The following is a 14083-nucleotide window of genomic DNA, read 5'->3' as shown; positions in this document are numbered from 1 at the left end:
TCAGGCGTTCGAGATGGAGTCACGGGCCGCGGCCACCACGGCGTCCACCGTGATGCCGAACTCGCGGTACAGGGTCTTGTAGTCGGCCGACGCGCCGAAGTGCTCGAGGCTGACGGCGCGGCCGGCGTCGCCGAGGTAGCGGTACCAGCTCATCGCCACGCCGGCCTCGACGGAGACCCGCGCCTTGACGGCGACTGGCAGCACCGACTCGCGGTACTCGGCGTCCTGCTCCTCGAACCACTCCTGCGAGGGCATGGAGACCACGCGGGTGGCCACGCCGTCGGCCTGCAGCGCCTCGCGTGCCTCGACCGCCAGCTGCAGCTCGGAGCCGGTGCCGATCAAGATCACTTGAGGCGCCCCACTGCCGTTGTCTGTGGCGGCCTCGGCGAACACGTACCCGCCGCGCGCCGTGCCCTCGGCCGAGCCGTAGACGCTGCGGTCGAAGGTCGGGACGTTCTGACGGGTCAGCGCCAGGCCGGCCGGGTGCTGCCGCTCCAGGATGGTGCGCCAGGCGACGGCCGTCTCGTTCGCGTCGGCCGGGCGGACGACGTCCAGGCCCGGGATGGCCCGCAGCGCCGACAGGTGCTCGACCGGCTGGTGCGTCGGGCCGTCCTCGCCGAGGCCGATGGAGTCGTGCGTCCAGACGAACGTCACCGGCAGCTGCTGGATGGCCGCCAGCCGGACCGCGGCCCGCTGGTAGTCGCTGAACACCAGGAACGTCGCGGCGTAGGGGCGGGTCAGGCCGTTGAGGGCGATGCCGTTGACGATCAGGCCCGACGCGAACTCGCGGACGCCGAAGTGCAGCGTGCGGCCGTACGGGTCGCCCGGGAACATCTTCGACGAGCGCTTCTCGGGCAGGAAGCTCGGCTCGCCATCGATGGTCGTGTTGTTGGAGCCGGCGAGGTCGGCCGAGCCGCCCCACAGCTCGGGCAGTACCGGCGCGACGGCGTTGATGACCTTGCCCGACGCGGCGCGCGTGGCGATGCCCTTCTCCGACGGCTCGAAGACCGGCAGGGTGTCGGTCCAGCCTTCCGGCAGCTCGCGGTTGCTCAGGCGGTCGAGCAGGGCGGCCCGCTCGGGGTTCGCGGTGCGCCAGGCGGCGTAGCGCCCGTCCCACTCCTCGCGCGCGGCCTTGCCGCGGGCGCCGACCTCGCGCGCGTGCGCCAGCACGCCGTCGGCGACGTCGAACGTCTTCTCCGGGTCGGCGCCCAGCACCTGCTTGGTGGCGGCGACCTCGTCGGCGCCCAGCGCGGAGCCGTGGATGGCGCCGGTGTTCTGCTTGTTCGGCGCGGGCCAGCCGATGATCGTCCGGACGGCGATGAACGACGGGCGGTCGGTGACGGCCTTCGCGTGCTGCAGCGCCTCGAAGATCGCCTGCGGGTTCTCGTGGTACTCGCCGCCGGCGGTGAAGTCGACGACCTGGGTGTGCCAGCCGTACGCCTCGTAGCGGGCGACGGTGTCCTCGGTGAAGGCGATGTTGGTGTCGTCCTCGATCGAGATGTGGTTGTCGTCCCACAGCACGACGAGGTTGCCCAGCTCCTGCGTGCCCGCCAGCGAGCTGGCCTCGCTCGACACGCCCTCCTCGAGGTCGCCGTCGGAGGCGATGACGAAGACGTGGTGGTCGAAGACGCTCTCGCCCGGCAGCGCGTCGGGGTCGAGCAGGCCGCGCACCCGGCGCTGCGCGAACGCCAGGCCGACCGCCGACCCGAACCCGGACCCGAGCGGGCCGGTCGTGACCTCGACGCCGTCGGTGTGCCGGTACTCCGGGTGCCCCGGCGTCGCCGAGCCCCAGGTGCGGAACGCGCCGAGGTCGTCCAGCGTCACGTTGTAGCCGGACAGGTACAGCTGGATGTACTGCGTCAGGCTGCTGTGGCCGGCCGACAGGACGAACCGGTCGCGGCCGAGCCAGTGCTGGTCGGACGGGTCGTGGCGGAGCACCCGCTGGTAGAGGGTGTAGGCGACCGGGGCCAGGCTCATGGCCGTGCCCGGGTGGCCGTTGCCGACCTTCTCGACGGCGTCCATGGCCAGCAGCCGCACGGTGTCGACCGCCCGGTCGTCGAGCTCCGTCCACTCGAAGTCTGCGCTGTTGTCGGGTGTCGTGTTCACCGGCGTGACGTTCCTCTCAGGCGGATGGAATCCCTACGTCTCTGCTCATGGCGCCGTCGGCGAGACGGCCGTTCCACGGTCGAGCGTATCGACGTCACCCGCACGTGTGCCCGGCCGCTCGGCGGATTGGGCGCACCGTTAGACTCAACAGGCCATGCTGGCGGATGTTCCCACTCCCGCCTGTCTCTTCGACCACACGAAGGTGAACGTTGACGTCCGTCGAGCCGAGTCCCGCGGCGACCCGGCGTGGGCCGAAGCCGACCACGCGGCTGGGGCGGCTGACCGCCGTCGTCGGCGTCTACCTGGCGCTGATGAAACTGCGCGTCGTCGAGCTGCTGCTCATCACGACGCTGCCGGCCATGGTGCTGGCCGAGCGCGGGCTGCCGTCGCTGGGGCTGGTGCTCGCCACGCTGATCGCCGGCACGCTGGCCGGCGGTAGCGCGCACGCGTTCAACCAGGTGCTCGAGCGCGACATCGACGCCGTCATGCACCGCACCCGGCGCCGGCCGCTGGCCACCGCCGTGGTCGGGCCGTACCCGGCGTTCGCGTTCGCGTCCGTTCTCCTGGCCGCGTCGGTCGCGATCATGCTGGTGTGGGTCAACGCGCTGGCCGCGGCGCTGACCATCGCGGCCAACCTGTTCTACGTCCTCGTTTACACCATGCTGCTCAAGCGGCGGACGTCGCAGAACATCGTGTGGGGCGGCGTGGCCGGCTGCGTGCCGACCCTGATCGGCTGGGCCGCCGTCACCGGGTCGCTGGACTGGCCGCCCGTCTTGCTGTTCCTCGTCGTCTTCTTCTGGACGCCGCCGCACTACTGGCCGCTGGCCATGCGCTACCGCGACGACTACGCGCGGGCCGGCGTGCCGATGCTGCCGGTCGTGGCGCCGGCGCGGACGGTGGCGCTGCAGATCCTCCTGTACTCGTGGGCCATGGTCGCCACGACGTTCGTCCTGTGGCCGGTCGCGTCGCTCGGGTGGATCTTCGGGCTGGCGTCCGCGCTCACTGGCGTCTGGTTCCTCGTCGAGGCGCATCGGCTGTACGGCCGCGCGCGGCGCATGCCCGACGGCGCCGGGCTGACCGCCATGCGGCTGTTCCACGGCTCCATCACCTACCTGACCGTGGTGTTCGTCGCGGTGATGGCGGATGTCCTGATCCTGGGTTGACTCTCCAGCCGCTGGAGACAGCACGGTGGTTCTCGTGAACGACGACGACGCCTTCCTGAGCATCGGCGACCTGGCCCGGCACACCGGACTCCCGGTGAAGACGATCAGGTACTACGCCGACATCGGGCTGGTGCCGCCGACCGACCGATCCCCGGCGGGCTACCGCCGCTACGACGCCGTCGCGCTGGCCCGGCTGGATCTCGTCCGTACGCTCCGCGAGCTCGGCATCGACCTCGCGACCGTCCGGCAGGTCCTCGACCGGTCGCTGACGCTGTCTGACATGGCGACGGCGCACGCGGCCGCGCTGGACGCGCAGATCCGGCTGCTCCGGACCCGGCGTTCGGTGCTGCGGGCGGTGGCCGCGCTGGGGATCGACGACCACGAGGAGCTGGATCTCATGAACCGCCTGGCCCACCTGTCCGCCGCCGAGCGGCAGCAGATCATCGACGACTACTGGTCGTCGGCCTTCGAAGGGCTGGACACCGACCCGGCGTTCGCCGACCGGATGCGTTCGGTCAGCGTCGACCTGCCGGACGATCCCACGCCCGACCAGGTGGAGGCCTGGGTCGAGCTGGCGGAGCTGGTGCAGGACCCGTCCTATCAGGCGCGGGTGCGCCAGATGGCCGAGGCGGGTTCTGGTTCGTCGTCGGGGCCGTCGCCCGCCGAGGTCGCGCTGTACGAGGCCGTGACCGAACTGGTGACGCCGCTGCTGACGGCCGGCGTCGCGCCCGCGTCCACGGAGGGCCGCCTGGTCGTCGACCAGCTGGCGCCCCGCTTCGCCCACGCCCGCGGCGTCGACGACGGTGCCGGCTTCCGCCGCGAGCTGGGCGAGCAGATCGCGTTGTTCTCCGACCGCCGGGTCGAGCGCTACTGGGAGCTGGTCGGGATCATCAACGGCTGGCCCACCGACCAGGTGAGCTCCGGCAGCGTCGCCATGATGGAGTGGTTCGCCCACGCGCTCACGGCAGCCGCCGACTCCTGAGCAGCGGCGATGCCGGTTGGGCGCGGCTACGGCTGCGTGGGTGCGCGGCTGTGGGTGTGCGGCTGCGTGGCCGCGTGGGGCCGTCCGGACCCCCGGTTTCGGCGCTGGAGCTCTGCCGTCGCATCCGATGGCAGAGCTCTATCGCGCGCGATGGTGGTCTGCGGTCGGTTCGGATGGCAGAGCTCCATCGCGCGCGATCGTGATCTGCAGTCGGTTCGGATGGCAGAGCTCCACTGGCCCGCAGTGCCGTCCGGACCGGACCGGGCCGGGCCGCCGCGCGCGACGCCGGGCTCGCGCGACCCGGCGTCGTCCCTGCTCCGCCGACCGTGGGTGGTGTGAGAGCATCGTCGCCGTGACACCGCTGCCGTGGCCGCCGGAGTGGCGCCGTCCGCCCCTCGGTGGCTGGCTCGGCGTCGTCGTCTTCGCGCTGCTCGCAGCCCTCCTGATACCGGCGGCCGTGGTCGCCGCCGTGGCCGGTCAGTGGGTCGGCGCGGCGACGATCGGCGTGGTGCTGCTGGTGCTGGCGCCCATCGCCGCCGGCAGCCGGCCCCGTCGCCGCGGGTACGCCGTCGAGGAGGTGCCGGTCGAGGTCGGCGGCGTCCGGCAGACGGGCGTGCGTGTCCGCGTCCGGCCGACATCGCCGCTGGTGAGCCTGGCGCTGGCGGTCCTGGGGCTGGCGATCACCGTGCTCGGGCTCGCGGCGTTCGTCATCGCGATCGTGCGCGGCGACTGGTCGTCGCTGGTCGGATTCGTCGTACTGCTGGTCATCGGGTCGGTGCTGCTGCTCGGCGGCGTGGTCGGGCTGCTGGCGTCGCGGAAGCGGCTCGGGCTGGACCTGACGCCGTCGCACGTCGTCATCGGGCTCGGCGGCGAGCCCGTCGTGCTGACCTGGGAGCAGATCGCGCGGATCGGCTCGACGTCGATCCGCTACGGCGTGGGCGCGGTGCTGCGCCCGGTGCAGAACTGGCTGACGGTCGAGACCCGCGAGCCGGTGGGCGTGGCGGCCCGGCTGAGCGGCCGGCGGTCCGCGGCGCTGGGCCGGTTGGCCGCGACGGCGTCGGCGAACGTGGCCGCGGCGATCCCGGCGGAGCGGCTCGGCGCCGATCCGGCGCTGGTCCACCACGCGCTGCGGTACTACCTCGAACACGCCGACGCCCGCCCCGAGCTCGGGACGGGCGCGGCGATCCGCCGGCTGGCGGCCGGCGAGGTCGTGGCCTAGAGCGGGTCGACGTCGTCGCGACGCTCGACGTACTCGCGGGTGCGCGGGCGCTCGACGTACTCCGTGCTGCGCGTGCGACGCGTCCGCATCGACGCGACCATCATCGACACCACGATGGCCAGGGCGCCGACACCGGTCAGCACCCAGCCGATGACGCTGAGGTCGAAGTCGGACAGCCGGTCACGGACGCCGAGGGCCAGGATCAGGCCCGCCGCCATCAGGAAGACTCCAAGGCCGATACTCATATCGGGTCACACCTCCTCTATCAGCAGGATTCGCCTGAGGGGTACCCGGCCGTGGGTTCGGCAAACGGCAGGGCCGTCCGACCGGCCGGCGGCGGGTCAGGCCGCTCGGCGCGAGGGCAGCCAGCGCGTGGCGTACCAGGCGTCCGTCGCCGCCATCACCATCAGCGCCGCGCCGAGCATGTGCAGCCCGACCAGCAGTTCCGGCAGCTCGAGCCGGTACTGCACCAGCCCGATGAGCCCCTGCCCGAGTTCGACGCCGAGCAGGACGGCGGCAGTGGCGGCCGCCCGGCCGGGGGAGCCGACCGTCCGGGCGGCGAAGTAGAGCCCGATCGAGATGCCGATGAGCACCAGGACCGAGTCGGCGTGCACCTGTGTCACGACGGCCACGTCCAGGCCGGTGCGCTTGGAGTCCGGGTCGCCGGCGTGCGGCCCGCTGCCGGTGACGACGGTGCCCAGGTACACGGCGATCGCGGTGACCACCAGGGTGAGCAGGCCGAGCCGCTCCAGCCAGGGCAGCCCGACGCGCTCCGGCACCGCTCCCAGCGGCCGCTGCGTCCGTCTGACCAGTACCGTCGCGACACCGACCAGTGCCGCCGACACCAGGAAGTGGAACATGACGACCCACGGGTTCAGGTCGGTCCAGACGGTGATGCCGCCGATGACCGCCTGGGCCGGCACGACGCCCAGCAGCACGGCCGACAGCGCGACGAGGTCGCGGCGCGGCCGGTTGGAGGTCAGCGTGCGCAGGACGGCGACCAGCATGAGGAGCGCGACCGCGCCGACCACGAACGTGAGCAGCCGGTTGCCGAACTCGATGGCGCCGTGCATCCCCATCTCGCGGGTCGCGGTGACCGAGCCCTCGGTGCAGTGCGGCCAGTCGGGGCAGCCGAGCCCGGAGTCGGTGAGCCGTACTGCGCCGCCGGTCACGATGATGCCGGCCTGCGTGACCAGCGAGGCGACGGCGAGCTTGCGCAGCGTCGCCTCCGACGGCAGCGGGAGCCGCCGCACGAGCCGGGCGGCCCGGCCGGGCGCCGGAGCCGGAGTCGTCGGGAGGGTCGCGGTCACCACGACATGGTAGGGACCCGGCGCCCGACGTCGATCTCCGGGTCCGGCGTCCGCTGCCTCACTGCAGGCGTTCTGTTAAGGGTCTGCGGTTTGCCCGTTCGACGCCGGCGTTAGCCCGGTGATTAGCCCGACGGGGTCCGCCGGCGGCGCGGCGGTTAGCCCTGATTCGGGCAAACGTCCTGGTCATTCGGGCAAACGCGGAAACCGCCGAACGGGCCGGATCCGGGTTTAGCGTCCGGGTCATGACCCCTCGATCCGTTCGTTCCCGCGCTCTGACGGCGGCCGCCGCGGTGCTCGCCGTGGTGCTGGCCGCGGTCGTGCTGGCCGCCGCCATCGTCGTGGCGGGTGCCGTCCGGGCGGCGGGTCCCGACGATCGCCGGCCCGCCACAGGGGAGCGGGCTGGCGCGGGGGAGCGGGTCGTGGCGGGTGAGCGGCCCGCCGCCGTCGCCGGGCTGGTCGAGCGTGAACGCGCCCGGCCCGCCCCGTGCCGGTGCCCCGGTCCCGGCGAGTTCGGCCGGCCCGGCGCACGCGGCCCGGAGCCTGGTGGCCGCTGGCCGGCGCCCGCCGCCCGCGCGCAGGCCGCCGCGACGGCATGGTTCGCCCCACTTCGGTCGCCTCGGCGTGACGGCTCGGATAACGTGCGACTGCGGGCCGGTCCTGATCGCCGCGAGAGCCGCCGTGGGCACACCGGCGGGCTCCGGCGCCGGTCCCGTTCGCTGCGACGATCTGCGGGAGGCAACGGACATGAGCGGCGGCACTCGGCTGCGACCGCCCAGGAACTGGCTGGACCAGCGCGTGCAGGGCTGGTGGCGGGCCCAGCTGGGGGTGCTGACCGCCATCGTGGTGGTGCCCCTGCTGATCCTCGGCCTGCTCATCGCGCCGGCTCGGCCGTGGTTCCTAGTCCCGGCGGCGGTGGTCGTGGTCCTCGGGCTGCTGGCGGTCGTGCTGCTGCCGCCCTGGTGGTTCCGCATCCATCGCTGGGAGGTCACCGACCAGGCCGTCTACACCCGCGGCGGAGTGCTGTGGCAGGTCTGGCGGGTGGCGCCGATGTCGCGCATCCAGACCGTCGACACCGCGCGAGGGCCGCTGCAGCGCGCCTTCGGCCTGTCGACGGTGACGGTGACGACGGCGTCCTCCGCGGGGGCGGTGAAGATCGAGGGCCTCGACCACGAGCAGGCCGCCGATCTCGCCGAGGAGCTCACCCGCATCACCCACGACACGCCGGGAGACGCCACGTGAGCGACTCCGGCGCCGCCTCCACACCCGCCCCCGGCGCCGCTCCCGCCGCCGCCCCTGCCCACACCGCTGACGAGGGGCCGGCCTGGCTGGCGCTGCATCGCGACACGGTCAAGGTCACCGCCATCTGGGTCCTCGGCCTCGCGGTGGCCGGCGCCGTGCCCACGACGCTGGGCATCGGCTCCGGCACGTCGTACGGCATCGCCCTCGCGTTCGTCGTCCCGGGGATCGTCCTGCTGGTCGCCGGGTCGGCCGTCGCCGACTACGTCCGGTGGCGGCACAGCCGATACCGGGTCACGCCGAAGCGCATGGAGCTGCACAAGGGCCTGATCTTCACCACGAAACGCTCGCTCGCCCGCGAGCGCATCCGCACCGTCGACCTCTCCGCCGACCCGGTCCAGCGGGCGTTCGGGCTGGTGAAGGTCAGCATCGGCACCGGCGAGGCCGTCGAGGCCGGCGGTCCGGGACAGCCGAAGCAGACGCTGGTACTCGATCCCGTGGGCCGCGACGAGGGCGAGCGGCTGCGGGCGCTCCTGCTCGACCGTCCGGTGGCCTCCGGCGACGGCGCCGATCCGGGGGTGCGGGTGCTGGCCCGCTGGGACCCCGCCTGGCTGCGGTTCGCGCCGCTCTCGTTCTGGACGTTCGCGCTGGCCGGCGTCGCCGTCGGCGGGTTGTTCCAGGTGTTCGACTGGTTCGGCCGCGAGAGCCTGCCGGTCGACTTCACCCGCGACGCCGTCGAACGCCTCGGCGCCACGCAGACGCTGCTGCTGTTCGCCGCCGCGTTCGTGCTGGCCGGCATGGTCGCGATCCTGGCACTCACCCTCGAGTCGTGGTGGAACTACCGCCTCGAGCGCGAGCCCGGCGGGACGCTCCGGGTGCGGCGCGGCCTGCTGACCACCAGGTCGGTCAGCATCGAGGAGCAGCGCGTCCGCGGCGTCGAGATCGTCGAGCCGCTCGGCGTCCGCTCCGCCGGCGCCGCCCGCGTCGACGTCGTCACGACGGGCCTACGCACCGACGCGAAGTCCGAGGCGTCGACGCTGCTGCCGGCGGCGCCGATGACGGTGGCGGCGTCGGTCGCGGCCGCGGTCGCCGGCATCCGCCCCGGCGGCCGGTTGCGGCCGCACCCCGCGGCGGCGCGGACCCGGCGGCTGCGCTGGGCATTGGCCGCCGACGTCGTGCTGGCGGCGGTCATCGCCTGGCTGTCGTTCGGCTCGCCGGTGCGCACCTTCTGGGCGGTCGTGCTGACGGTGCTCGCCGCCGCCCTGTGCGTCGCGCTGGTCGTGCTGGCCCACGACGCCTACCGCTCGCTCGGCCACGACCTCGACGACGCGTACCTCGTGGCCCGCAAGGGGAGCGTCCGCCGCGCGACGGTGTACCTGCAGCGGCAGGGCATCATCGGCTGGCGGGTGAGCCAGTCGGTGTTCCAGCGCCGGGCCGGCCTCATGACCCTCACGGCCACGACGGCGGCCGGCGCCCGTCAGTACTCCGTCATCGACGCCGACGAGCACGAGGTCCTCGAGTTCGGCGCCGAGGCGGTCCCCGGCCTGCTCGCCCCGTTCCTCGTCACCGACGCGCTGCCGCCGCCCGACCGCACACCGGCGGCTCTGGAGGGCTAGAGCGGTTCTGACGGATCTTGTTCTCTGGGGTTCAGGATGCTGGGTGTGTGGGTGAGCGGCCGAGCCGGCCAGACGAATCGTGGGCGCAAAGGTGTGAGAGCAGTGGCGCAGTGGGGTGAGACCGCTGTGGCTCTGACGACCGTGAACTCACACGGTGCTCGCAGCAAACTCACGTCGTCCGAGCGCCTGGCTATCCGCAACGACAAGCCCGCCGGCAACCATCTCGGTGCATGCCCGCCGACCAGATCGATGGCGGGCGGTCTGGTGGCGCTGGGACGCCACCGATCCACCCGTCACCGCGGCACCGGCGACGGACGCGGTCACTCCCAGCGGAACCAGCGGGCCGCCGCGGCGAGGCCGGCCACGGCCCAGACCGCGAGAACGGCGACCGGCGCCCACGGCAGGCCGGCCCCATCGGCCAGGACGGAGCGCAGCCCATCCGCCAGCGCGCCCGTCGGCGTCAGCTCGAGGACCGTCCGCACGCCGGACGGGAAGCCGGACAGCGGGATCACCACGCCACCCAGGACCAGTAGCAACAGATAGACGAGGTTGGCCGCCGCCAGCGTCGCCTCGGCGCGGAGGGTGCCGGCCATCAGCAGGCCCAGTCCGGCGAACGCCAGGGTGCCGGCGACCAGCAGCACGACCACGGCCAGCGGCGATCCCGACGGTCGCCAGCCCAGGGCCAGCCCGAGTCCGCAGACCACCACGACCTGCAGGGCCTCGACCACCAGCACCGTCAGCGCCTTGGCCAGCAGCAACGTCCAGCGGGGGAGCGGCGACGCGGCCAGGCGTTTCAGCGCGCCGTAGCGGCGCTCGTACCCGGTCGCGATCGCCAGCGACGTGAACGCGGTCGACATCACGCACAGCGCCAGGATCCCGGGCACGAGGAAGTCGACCCGCTCGTAGGAGCCGGTGTCGAACACCGGGGCGGCCGTCAGCAGCCACAACAGGACGACCGGGATCGCGGCGGTCAGGAGGAGCTGCTCGCCGTTGCGCAGCAGCAGCCGGATCTCGAACCGCGTCTGCGCCAGCAGCATCCGGCCGACCGGCGCAGCCCTGGGGGCCGGAGTGAACAGGGACGGCCGCGCGGACGCCGCGTCGTCGGACGGCGAGTCCGGCGGCTGGCCGGCGGACGGCGTTCCGGTCACGGCGCGGTCCTTCCGGCCCCGATCAGCTCGAGGTACACGTCCTCCAGCGACCGGTGCCCGACCTGCAGGCCCTCGGCCAGGATGTCGTTCGCCGCGCACCAGGACGTCAGCGTCGCCAGGAGCCGCGGGTCCACGGTCGCCGTGACCTCGTAGCTGCCCGGCGCGACCTCGCGCACCACGGCGTTGTCGGGCAGCGCCGCCAGCAGCGACCCGACGTCCAGGCGGGGCGGTCCGCCGAAGCGGATGACGTCGTCGGAGACGCCGCTGATCAGCTCCTGCGGCGTCCCCTCGGTCAGCACCCGCCCGGCGTCGATGATGACGACGTGGTCGGCGAGCCGCTCGGCCTCGTCGATGAGGTGCGTCGTCAGCACGACGGTGACCCCGGCGGCCCGCAGCTCGTCCAGCAGCTGCCAGGTGTCGCGGCGGCCCTGGGGGTCCAGGCCGGCGGTCGGCTCGTCGAGGAACACCAGCTCCGGCCGCCCGACCAGCGCCGCCGCCAGTGCGACCCGCTGCCGCTCGCCACCGGACAGCCGCCGCAGCGGCGTCCCGCCCCGGCCGCGCCGGCCCTCGCGATCTTTCCCGCCCAGCCTGTCCAGCCCCAGCCGCACCATCAGCATCGGCACATCCAGCGGCGTGGCGTGCAGCCGCGCCAGGTGCGTCAGCAGCTCCTCCGGCCGCGCGCCCGGGTAGAAGCCGGCGCCCTCCTGCAGCATGACGCCCACCCGCGGCCGCAGCTCGGCACCGTCGCGCCAGGGATCGAGGCCCAGCACGCGCACGGTGCCGGCGTCGGGGCGGCGGAAGCCCTCGCAGACCTCCAGCGTCGTCGTCTTGCCGGCGCCGTTCGGGCCGAGGACGGCGGTGATCGTGCCGGCTGCGACCCGCAGCGAGAGCCCGTCGACGGCGGTGACGGCGTCGTAGCGCTTGACCAGAGAGGTGATCTCGACGGCCGGCGCTGCGCTCATCACGCGAGTGTCGCACGGCCACGCTGGACGATCACGGCCCGGTCAGGGCGGCCCTCACGACAAAGGTAAGGCTGACCTGCGTGATGCATCGCACGACGAGGAGGTTGTGACCGGCCATGAAAAAGAGCACGATGGTGTTGTGAAATACGTGCGCGACGCCACACGGGCACCGGGCGAGGAGCCCGGCGTCCAGGATGCGCACGCGCGCACCCGCGAACGGGTCGCCCGTTCCATCCTCGAGAACGGCCCGTCGACGGCGGCGGCGCTGGGCGAGCGCCTGGGCCTGACCCCGGCGGCCGTGCGGCGCCACCTCGACACCCTGCTGGGCGACGGCGTCATCGAGTCCCGCGAAGAGCGAGTCTACGGCCACCGCGGCCGCGGCCGCCCGGCCAAGGTCTTCGTGCTGACGAACGCCGGTCGCGACGCGTTCGAGCAGGCCTACGACGACCTCGCGGTCGGCGCGCTGAGGTTCCTCGCCGAGACCGGGGGAGAGCACCTCGTTGCCGAGTTCGCTCGTCGGCGTATCGCCGACCTCGAGGAGCGGTACCGGCCTATCATCGAAGCGGTACCTCCGGAGCAGCGCGCGGCCGCGCTCGCCGACGCCCTCAGCGCCGACGGGTACGCCGCGTCGGCCCAGGCCTCGCCGGTCACCGGCGAGCAGTTGTGCCAGCACCACTGCCCGGTGGCGCACGTCGCCGAGCAGTTCCCGCAGTTGTGCGAGGCCGAGACTGAGGCGTTCGCCCGGCTGCTCGACACCCACGTCCAGCGCATCGCCACCATCGCGCATGGCGAAGGGGTCTGCACGACGCACATCCCCCGGGGCGGCAACGCCACGGAAAGCAGCGCCACGGAATCCACAGGAAAGACGGAGAGGATCTCCCAGATATGACCACCACCGCTCACCCCGAGCTCGAGGGCCTGGGTCGTTACGAATACGGCTGGGCCGACAGCGACAAGGCCGGCGCCGCCGCCAAGCGCGGGCTGAACGAGAACGTGGTCCGCGAGATCTCCGCGCTCAAGAACGAGCCCGAGTGGATGCTCGAGACGCGGCTCAAGGCGCTGCGCCTGTACGACAAGAAGCCGGTCCCCACATGGGGCGCCGACCTGTCGACCATCGACTTCGACAACATCAAGTACTTCGTCCGGTCGACGGAGAAGCAGGCGGCGTCGTGGGACGAGCTGCCCGACGACATCAAGAACACCTACGACCGGCTCGGCATCCCCGAGGCCGAGAAGCAGCGCCTCGTCGCCGGCGTCGCGGCGCAGTACGAGTCCGAGGTCGTCTACCACAAGATCCGCGAGGACCTCGAGGAGCAGGGCGTCATCTTCCTCGACACCGACACCGGCCTCAAGGAGCACCCCGAGCTGTTCAAGGAGTACTTCGCCTCGGTCATCCCGGCCGGCGACAACAAGTTCTCCGCGCTGAACACGGCGGTGTGGTCCGGCGGCAGCTTCATCTACGTGCCGAAGGGCGTCCACGTCGAGATCCCGCTGCAGGCCTACTTCCGCATCAACACCGAGAACATGGGCCAGTTCGAGCGGACGCTGATCATCGCCGACGAGGACTCCTACGTCCACTACGTCGAGGGCTGCACGGCCCCCATCTACACGTCCGACTCGCTGCACAGCGCGGTCGTCGAGATCGTGGTGAAGAAGGGCGCCCGGGTCCGCTACACGACCATCCAGAACTGGTCGAACAACGTGTACAACCTGGTGACGAAGCGCGCCACGGCCGCCGAGGGCGCCACCATGGAGTGGATCGACGGCAACATCGGCTCGAAGATCACCATGAAGTACCCGGCCATCTACCTGATGGGCGAGCACGCCAAGGGCGAGACGCTGTCGCTGGCGTTCGCCGGCGAGGGCCAGCACCAGGACTCCGGGTCGAAGATGGTGCACCTCGCGCCGAACACGTCGAGCTCCATCGTGTCGAAGTCGGTCGCCCGCGGCGGCGGCCGGACGTCCTACCGCGGCCTGGTGCAGGTCATGCCGCGCGCCAGTCACAGCGCCAGCACGGTGCGCTGCGACGCGCTGCTGGTCGACACCATCTCGCGGTCGGACACCTACCCGTACGTCGACATCCGCAACGACGACGTCTCCATGGGCCACGAGGCCACCGTCTCCAAGGTCAGCGAGGACCAGCTCTTCTATCTGATGAGCCGGGGCCTGACCGAGGAGGAGGCCATGGCGATGATCGTCCGCGGCTTCATCGAGCCCATCGCGCGCGAGCTGCCCATGGAGTACGCGCTGGAGCTGAACCGGCTGATCGAGCTGCAGATGGAGGGCGCGGTCGGCTGACGCCACCGCCCCGACCACCCGCGGACCGACCACCCACGAGAGA

Annotated in this window: 12 protein-coding genes; 7 read left to right on the top strand and 5 right to left on the bottom strand. The window is 72.6% G+C overall.

All coding sequences use genetic code 11. The features are described 5' to 3' along the window. The gene (gene tkt / locus BLV05_RS23940) at positions 1 to 2106 is read right to left on the bottom strand and encodes a transketolase (protein WP_046772508.1); all 2106 of its coding nucleotides are present in this window, start codon (positions 2104 to 2106) and stop codon (positions 1 to 3) included. A gap of 209 nt (positions 2107 to 2315) precedes the next feature. On the opposite strand from tkt, the gene BLV05_RS23935 reads away from it, so the two are divergent. The 3 genes from BLV05_RS23935 to BLV05_RS23925 all read left to right on the top strand — a co-directional run bounded on the left by BLV05_RS23935 (position 2316) and on the right by BLV05_RS23925 (position 5470). Continuing rightward, positions 2316 to 3269: a heme o synthase gene (locus tag BLV05_RS23935; protein ID WP_046772507.1), complete on the top strand. Its 954-nt coding sequence runs from the start codon at positions 2316 to 2318 to the stop codon at positions 3267 to 3269. A gap of 34 nt (positions 3270 to 3303) precedes the next feature. Then, complete coding sequence (locus BLV05_RS23930; protein WP_052763120.1) at positions 3304 to 4251, top strand: MerR family transcriptional regulator; 948 nt, start codon at positions 3304 to 3306, stop codon at positions 4249 to 4251. Between the two features lie 352 nt (positions 4252 to 4603). After that, positions 4604 to 5470: a hypothetical protein gene (locus BLV05_RS23925; protein WP_046772506.1), complete on the top strand. Its 867-nt coding sequence runs from the start codon at positions 4604 to 4606 to the stop codon at positions 5468 to 5470. On the opposite strand, the gene BLV05_RS23920 is transcribed toward BLV05_RS23925, so the two are convergent. Beyond that, complete coding sequence (locus BLV05_RS23920) at positions 5467 to 5715, bottom strand: DUF6458 family protein (protein WP_046772505.1); 249 nt, start codon at positions 5713 to 5715, stop codon at positions 5467 to 5469. The genes BLV05_RS23925 and BLV05_RS23920 overlap by 4 nt on opposite strands. A 96-nt stretch (positions 5716 to 5811) precedes the next feature. Then, complete coding sequence (locus tag BLV05_RS23915; RefSeq protein WP_052763123.1) at positions 5812 to 6780, bottom strand: COX15/CtaA family protein; 969 nt, start codon at positions 6778 to 6780, stop codon at positions 5812 to 5814. Positions 6781 to 7524: 744 nt separating this feature from the next. On the opposite strand from BLV05_RS23915, the gene BLV05_RS23910 reads away from it, so the two are divergent. Beyond that, positions 7525 to 8019, top strand: a complete 495-nt coding sequence (locus BLV05_RS23910) for a PH domain-containing protein (protein WP_046772504.1) — start codon at positions 7525 to 7527, stop codon at positions 8017 to 8019. Next, entirely contained in the window at positions 8016 to 9632 is a 1617-nt protein-coding gene (locus tag BLV05_RS23905; RefSeq protein WP_197683287.1) for a PH domain-containing protein, read from the top strand. Before BLV05_RS23910 ends, BLV05_RS23905 begins: the two co-directional genes overlap by 4 nt. A gap of 320 nt (positions 9633 to 9952) precedes the next feature. Here the strand turns inward: BLV05_RS23905 and BLV05_RS23900 are convergent, their stop codons facing one another. Both BLV05_RS23900 and BLV05_RS23895 read right to left on the bottom strand, forming a co-directional pair. Continuing rightward, positions 9953 to 10669, bottom strand: a complete 717-nt coding sequence (locus BLV05_RS23900; protein ID WP_046772531.1) for an ABC transporter permease — start codon at positions 10667 to 10669, stop codon at positions 9953 to 9955. Positions 10670 to 10776: 107 nt separating this feature from the next. Continuing rightward, positions 10777 to 11742, bottom strand: a complete 966-nt coding sequence (locus tag BLV05_RS23895) for an ABC transporter ATP-binding protein (protein ID WP_046772503.1) — start codon at positions 11740 to 11742, stop codon at positions 10777 to 10779. A 139-nt stretch (positions 11743 to 11881) separates the two neighbouring features. Here BLV05_RS23895 and BLV05_RS23890 point away from each other — a divergent pair, with 139 nt between their 5' ends. Continuing rightward, the gene (locus tag BLV05_RS23890) at positions 11882 to 12631 is read left to right on the top strand and encodes a helix-turn-helix transcriptional regulator (protein WP_152691096.1); all 750 of its coding nucleotides are present in this window, start codon (positions 11882 to 11884) and stop codon (positions 12629 to 12631) included. Further along, positions 12628 to 14040, top strand: a complete 1413-nt coding sequence (gene sufB / locus BLV05_RS23885; RefSeq protein ID WP_046772502.1) for a Fe-S cluster assembly protein SufB — start codon at positions 12628 to 12630, stop codon at positions 14038 to 14040. Before BLV05_RS23890 ends, sufB begins: the two co-directional genes overlap by 4 nt. The last annotated feature ends 43 nt before the right edge of the window (positions 14041 to 14083 follow it).

This window comes from Jiangella alkaliphila, from assembly GCF_900105925.1.
GTDB classification, from domain to species: Bacteria; Actinomycetota; Actinomycetes; order Jiangellales; family Jiangellaceae; genus Jiangella; species Jiangella alkaliphila.
The sequence above is the reverse complement of the archived record's forward strand: the minus strand, read 5'-3'. Positions and strand labels throughout refer to the sequence as shown.

Coding starts and splice junctions, on each gene's coding strand:
- BLV05_RS23910 (WP_046772504.1), top strand. CDS start 7,525: ATGAGCGGCGGCACTCGGCTGCGACCGCCCAGGAACTGGCTGGACCAG.
- BLV05_RS23900 (WP_046772531.1), bottom strand. CDS start 10,669: ATGCTGCTGGCGCAGACGCGGTTCGAGATCCGGCTGCTGCTGCGCAAC.
- sufB (WP_046772502.1), top strand. CDS start 12,628: ATGACCACCACCGCTCACCCCGAGCTCGAGGGCCTGGGTCGTTACGAA.
- BLV05_RS23895 (WP_046772503.1), bottom strand. CDS start 11,742: ATGAGCGCAGCGCCGGCCGTCGAGATCACCTCTCTGGTCAAGCGCTAC.
- BLV05_RS23920 (WP_046772505.1), bottom strand. CDS start 5,715: ATGAGTATCGGCCTTGGAGTCTTCCTGATGGCGGCGGGCCTGATCCTG.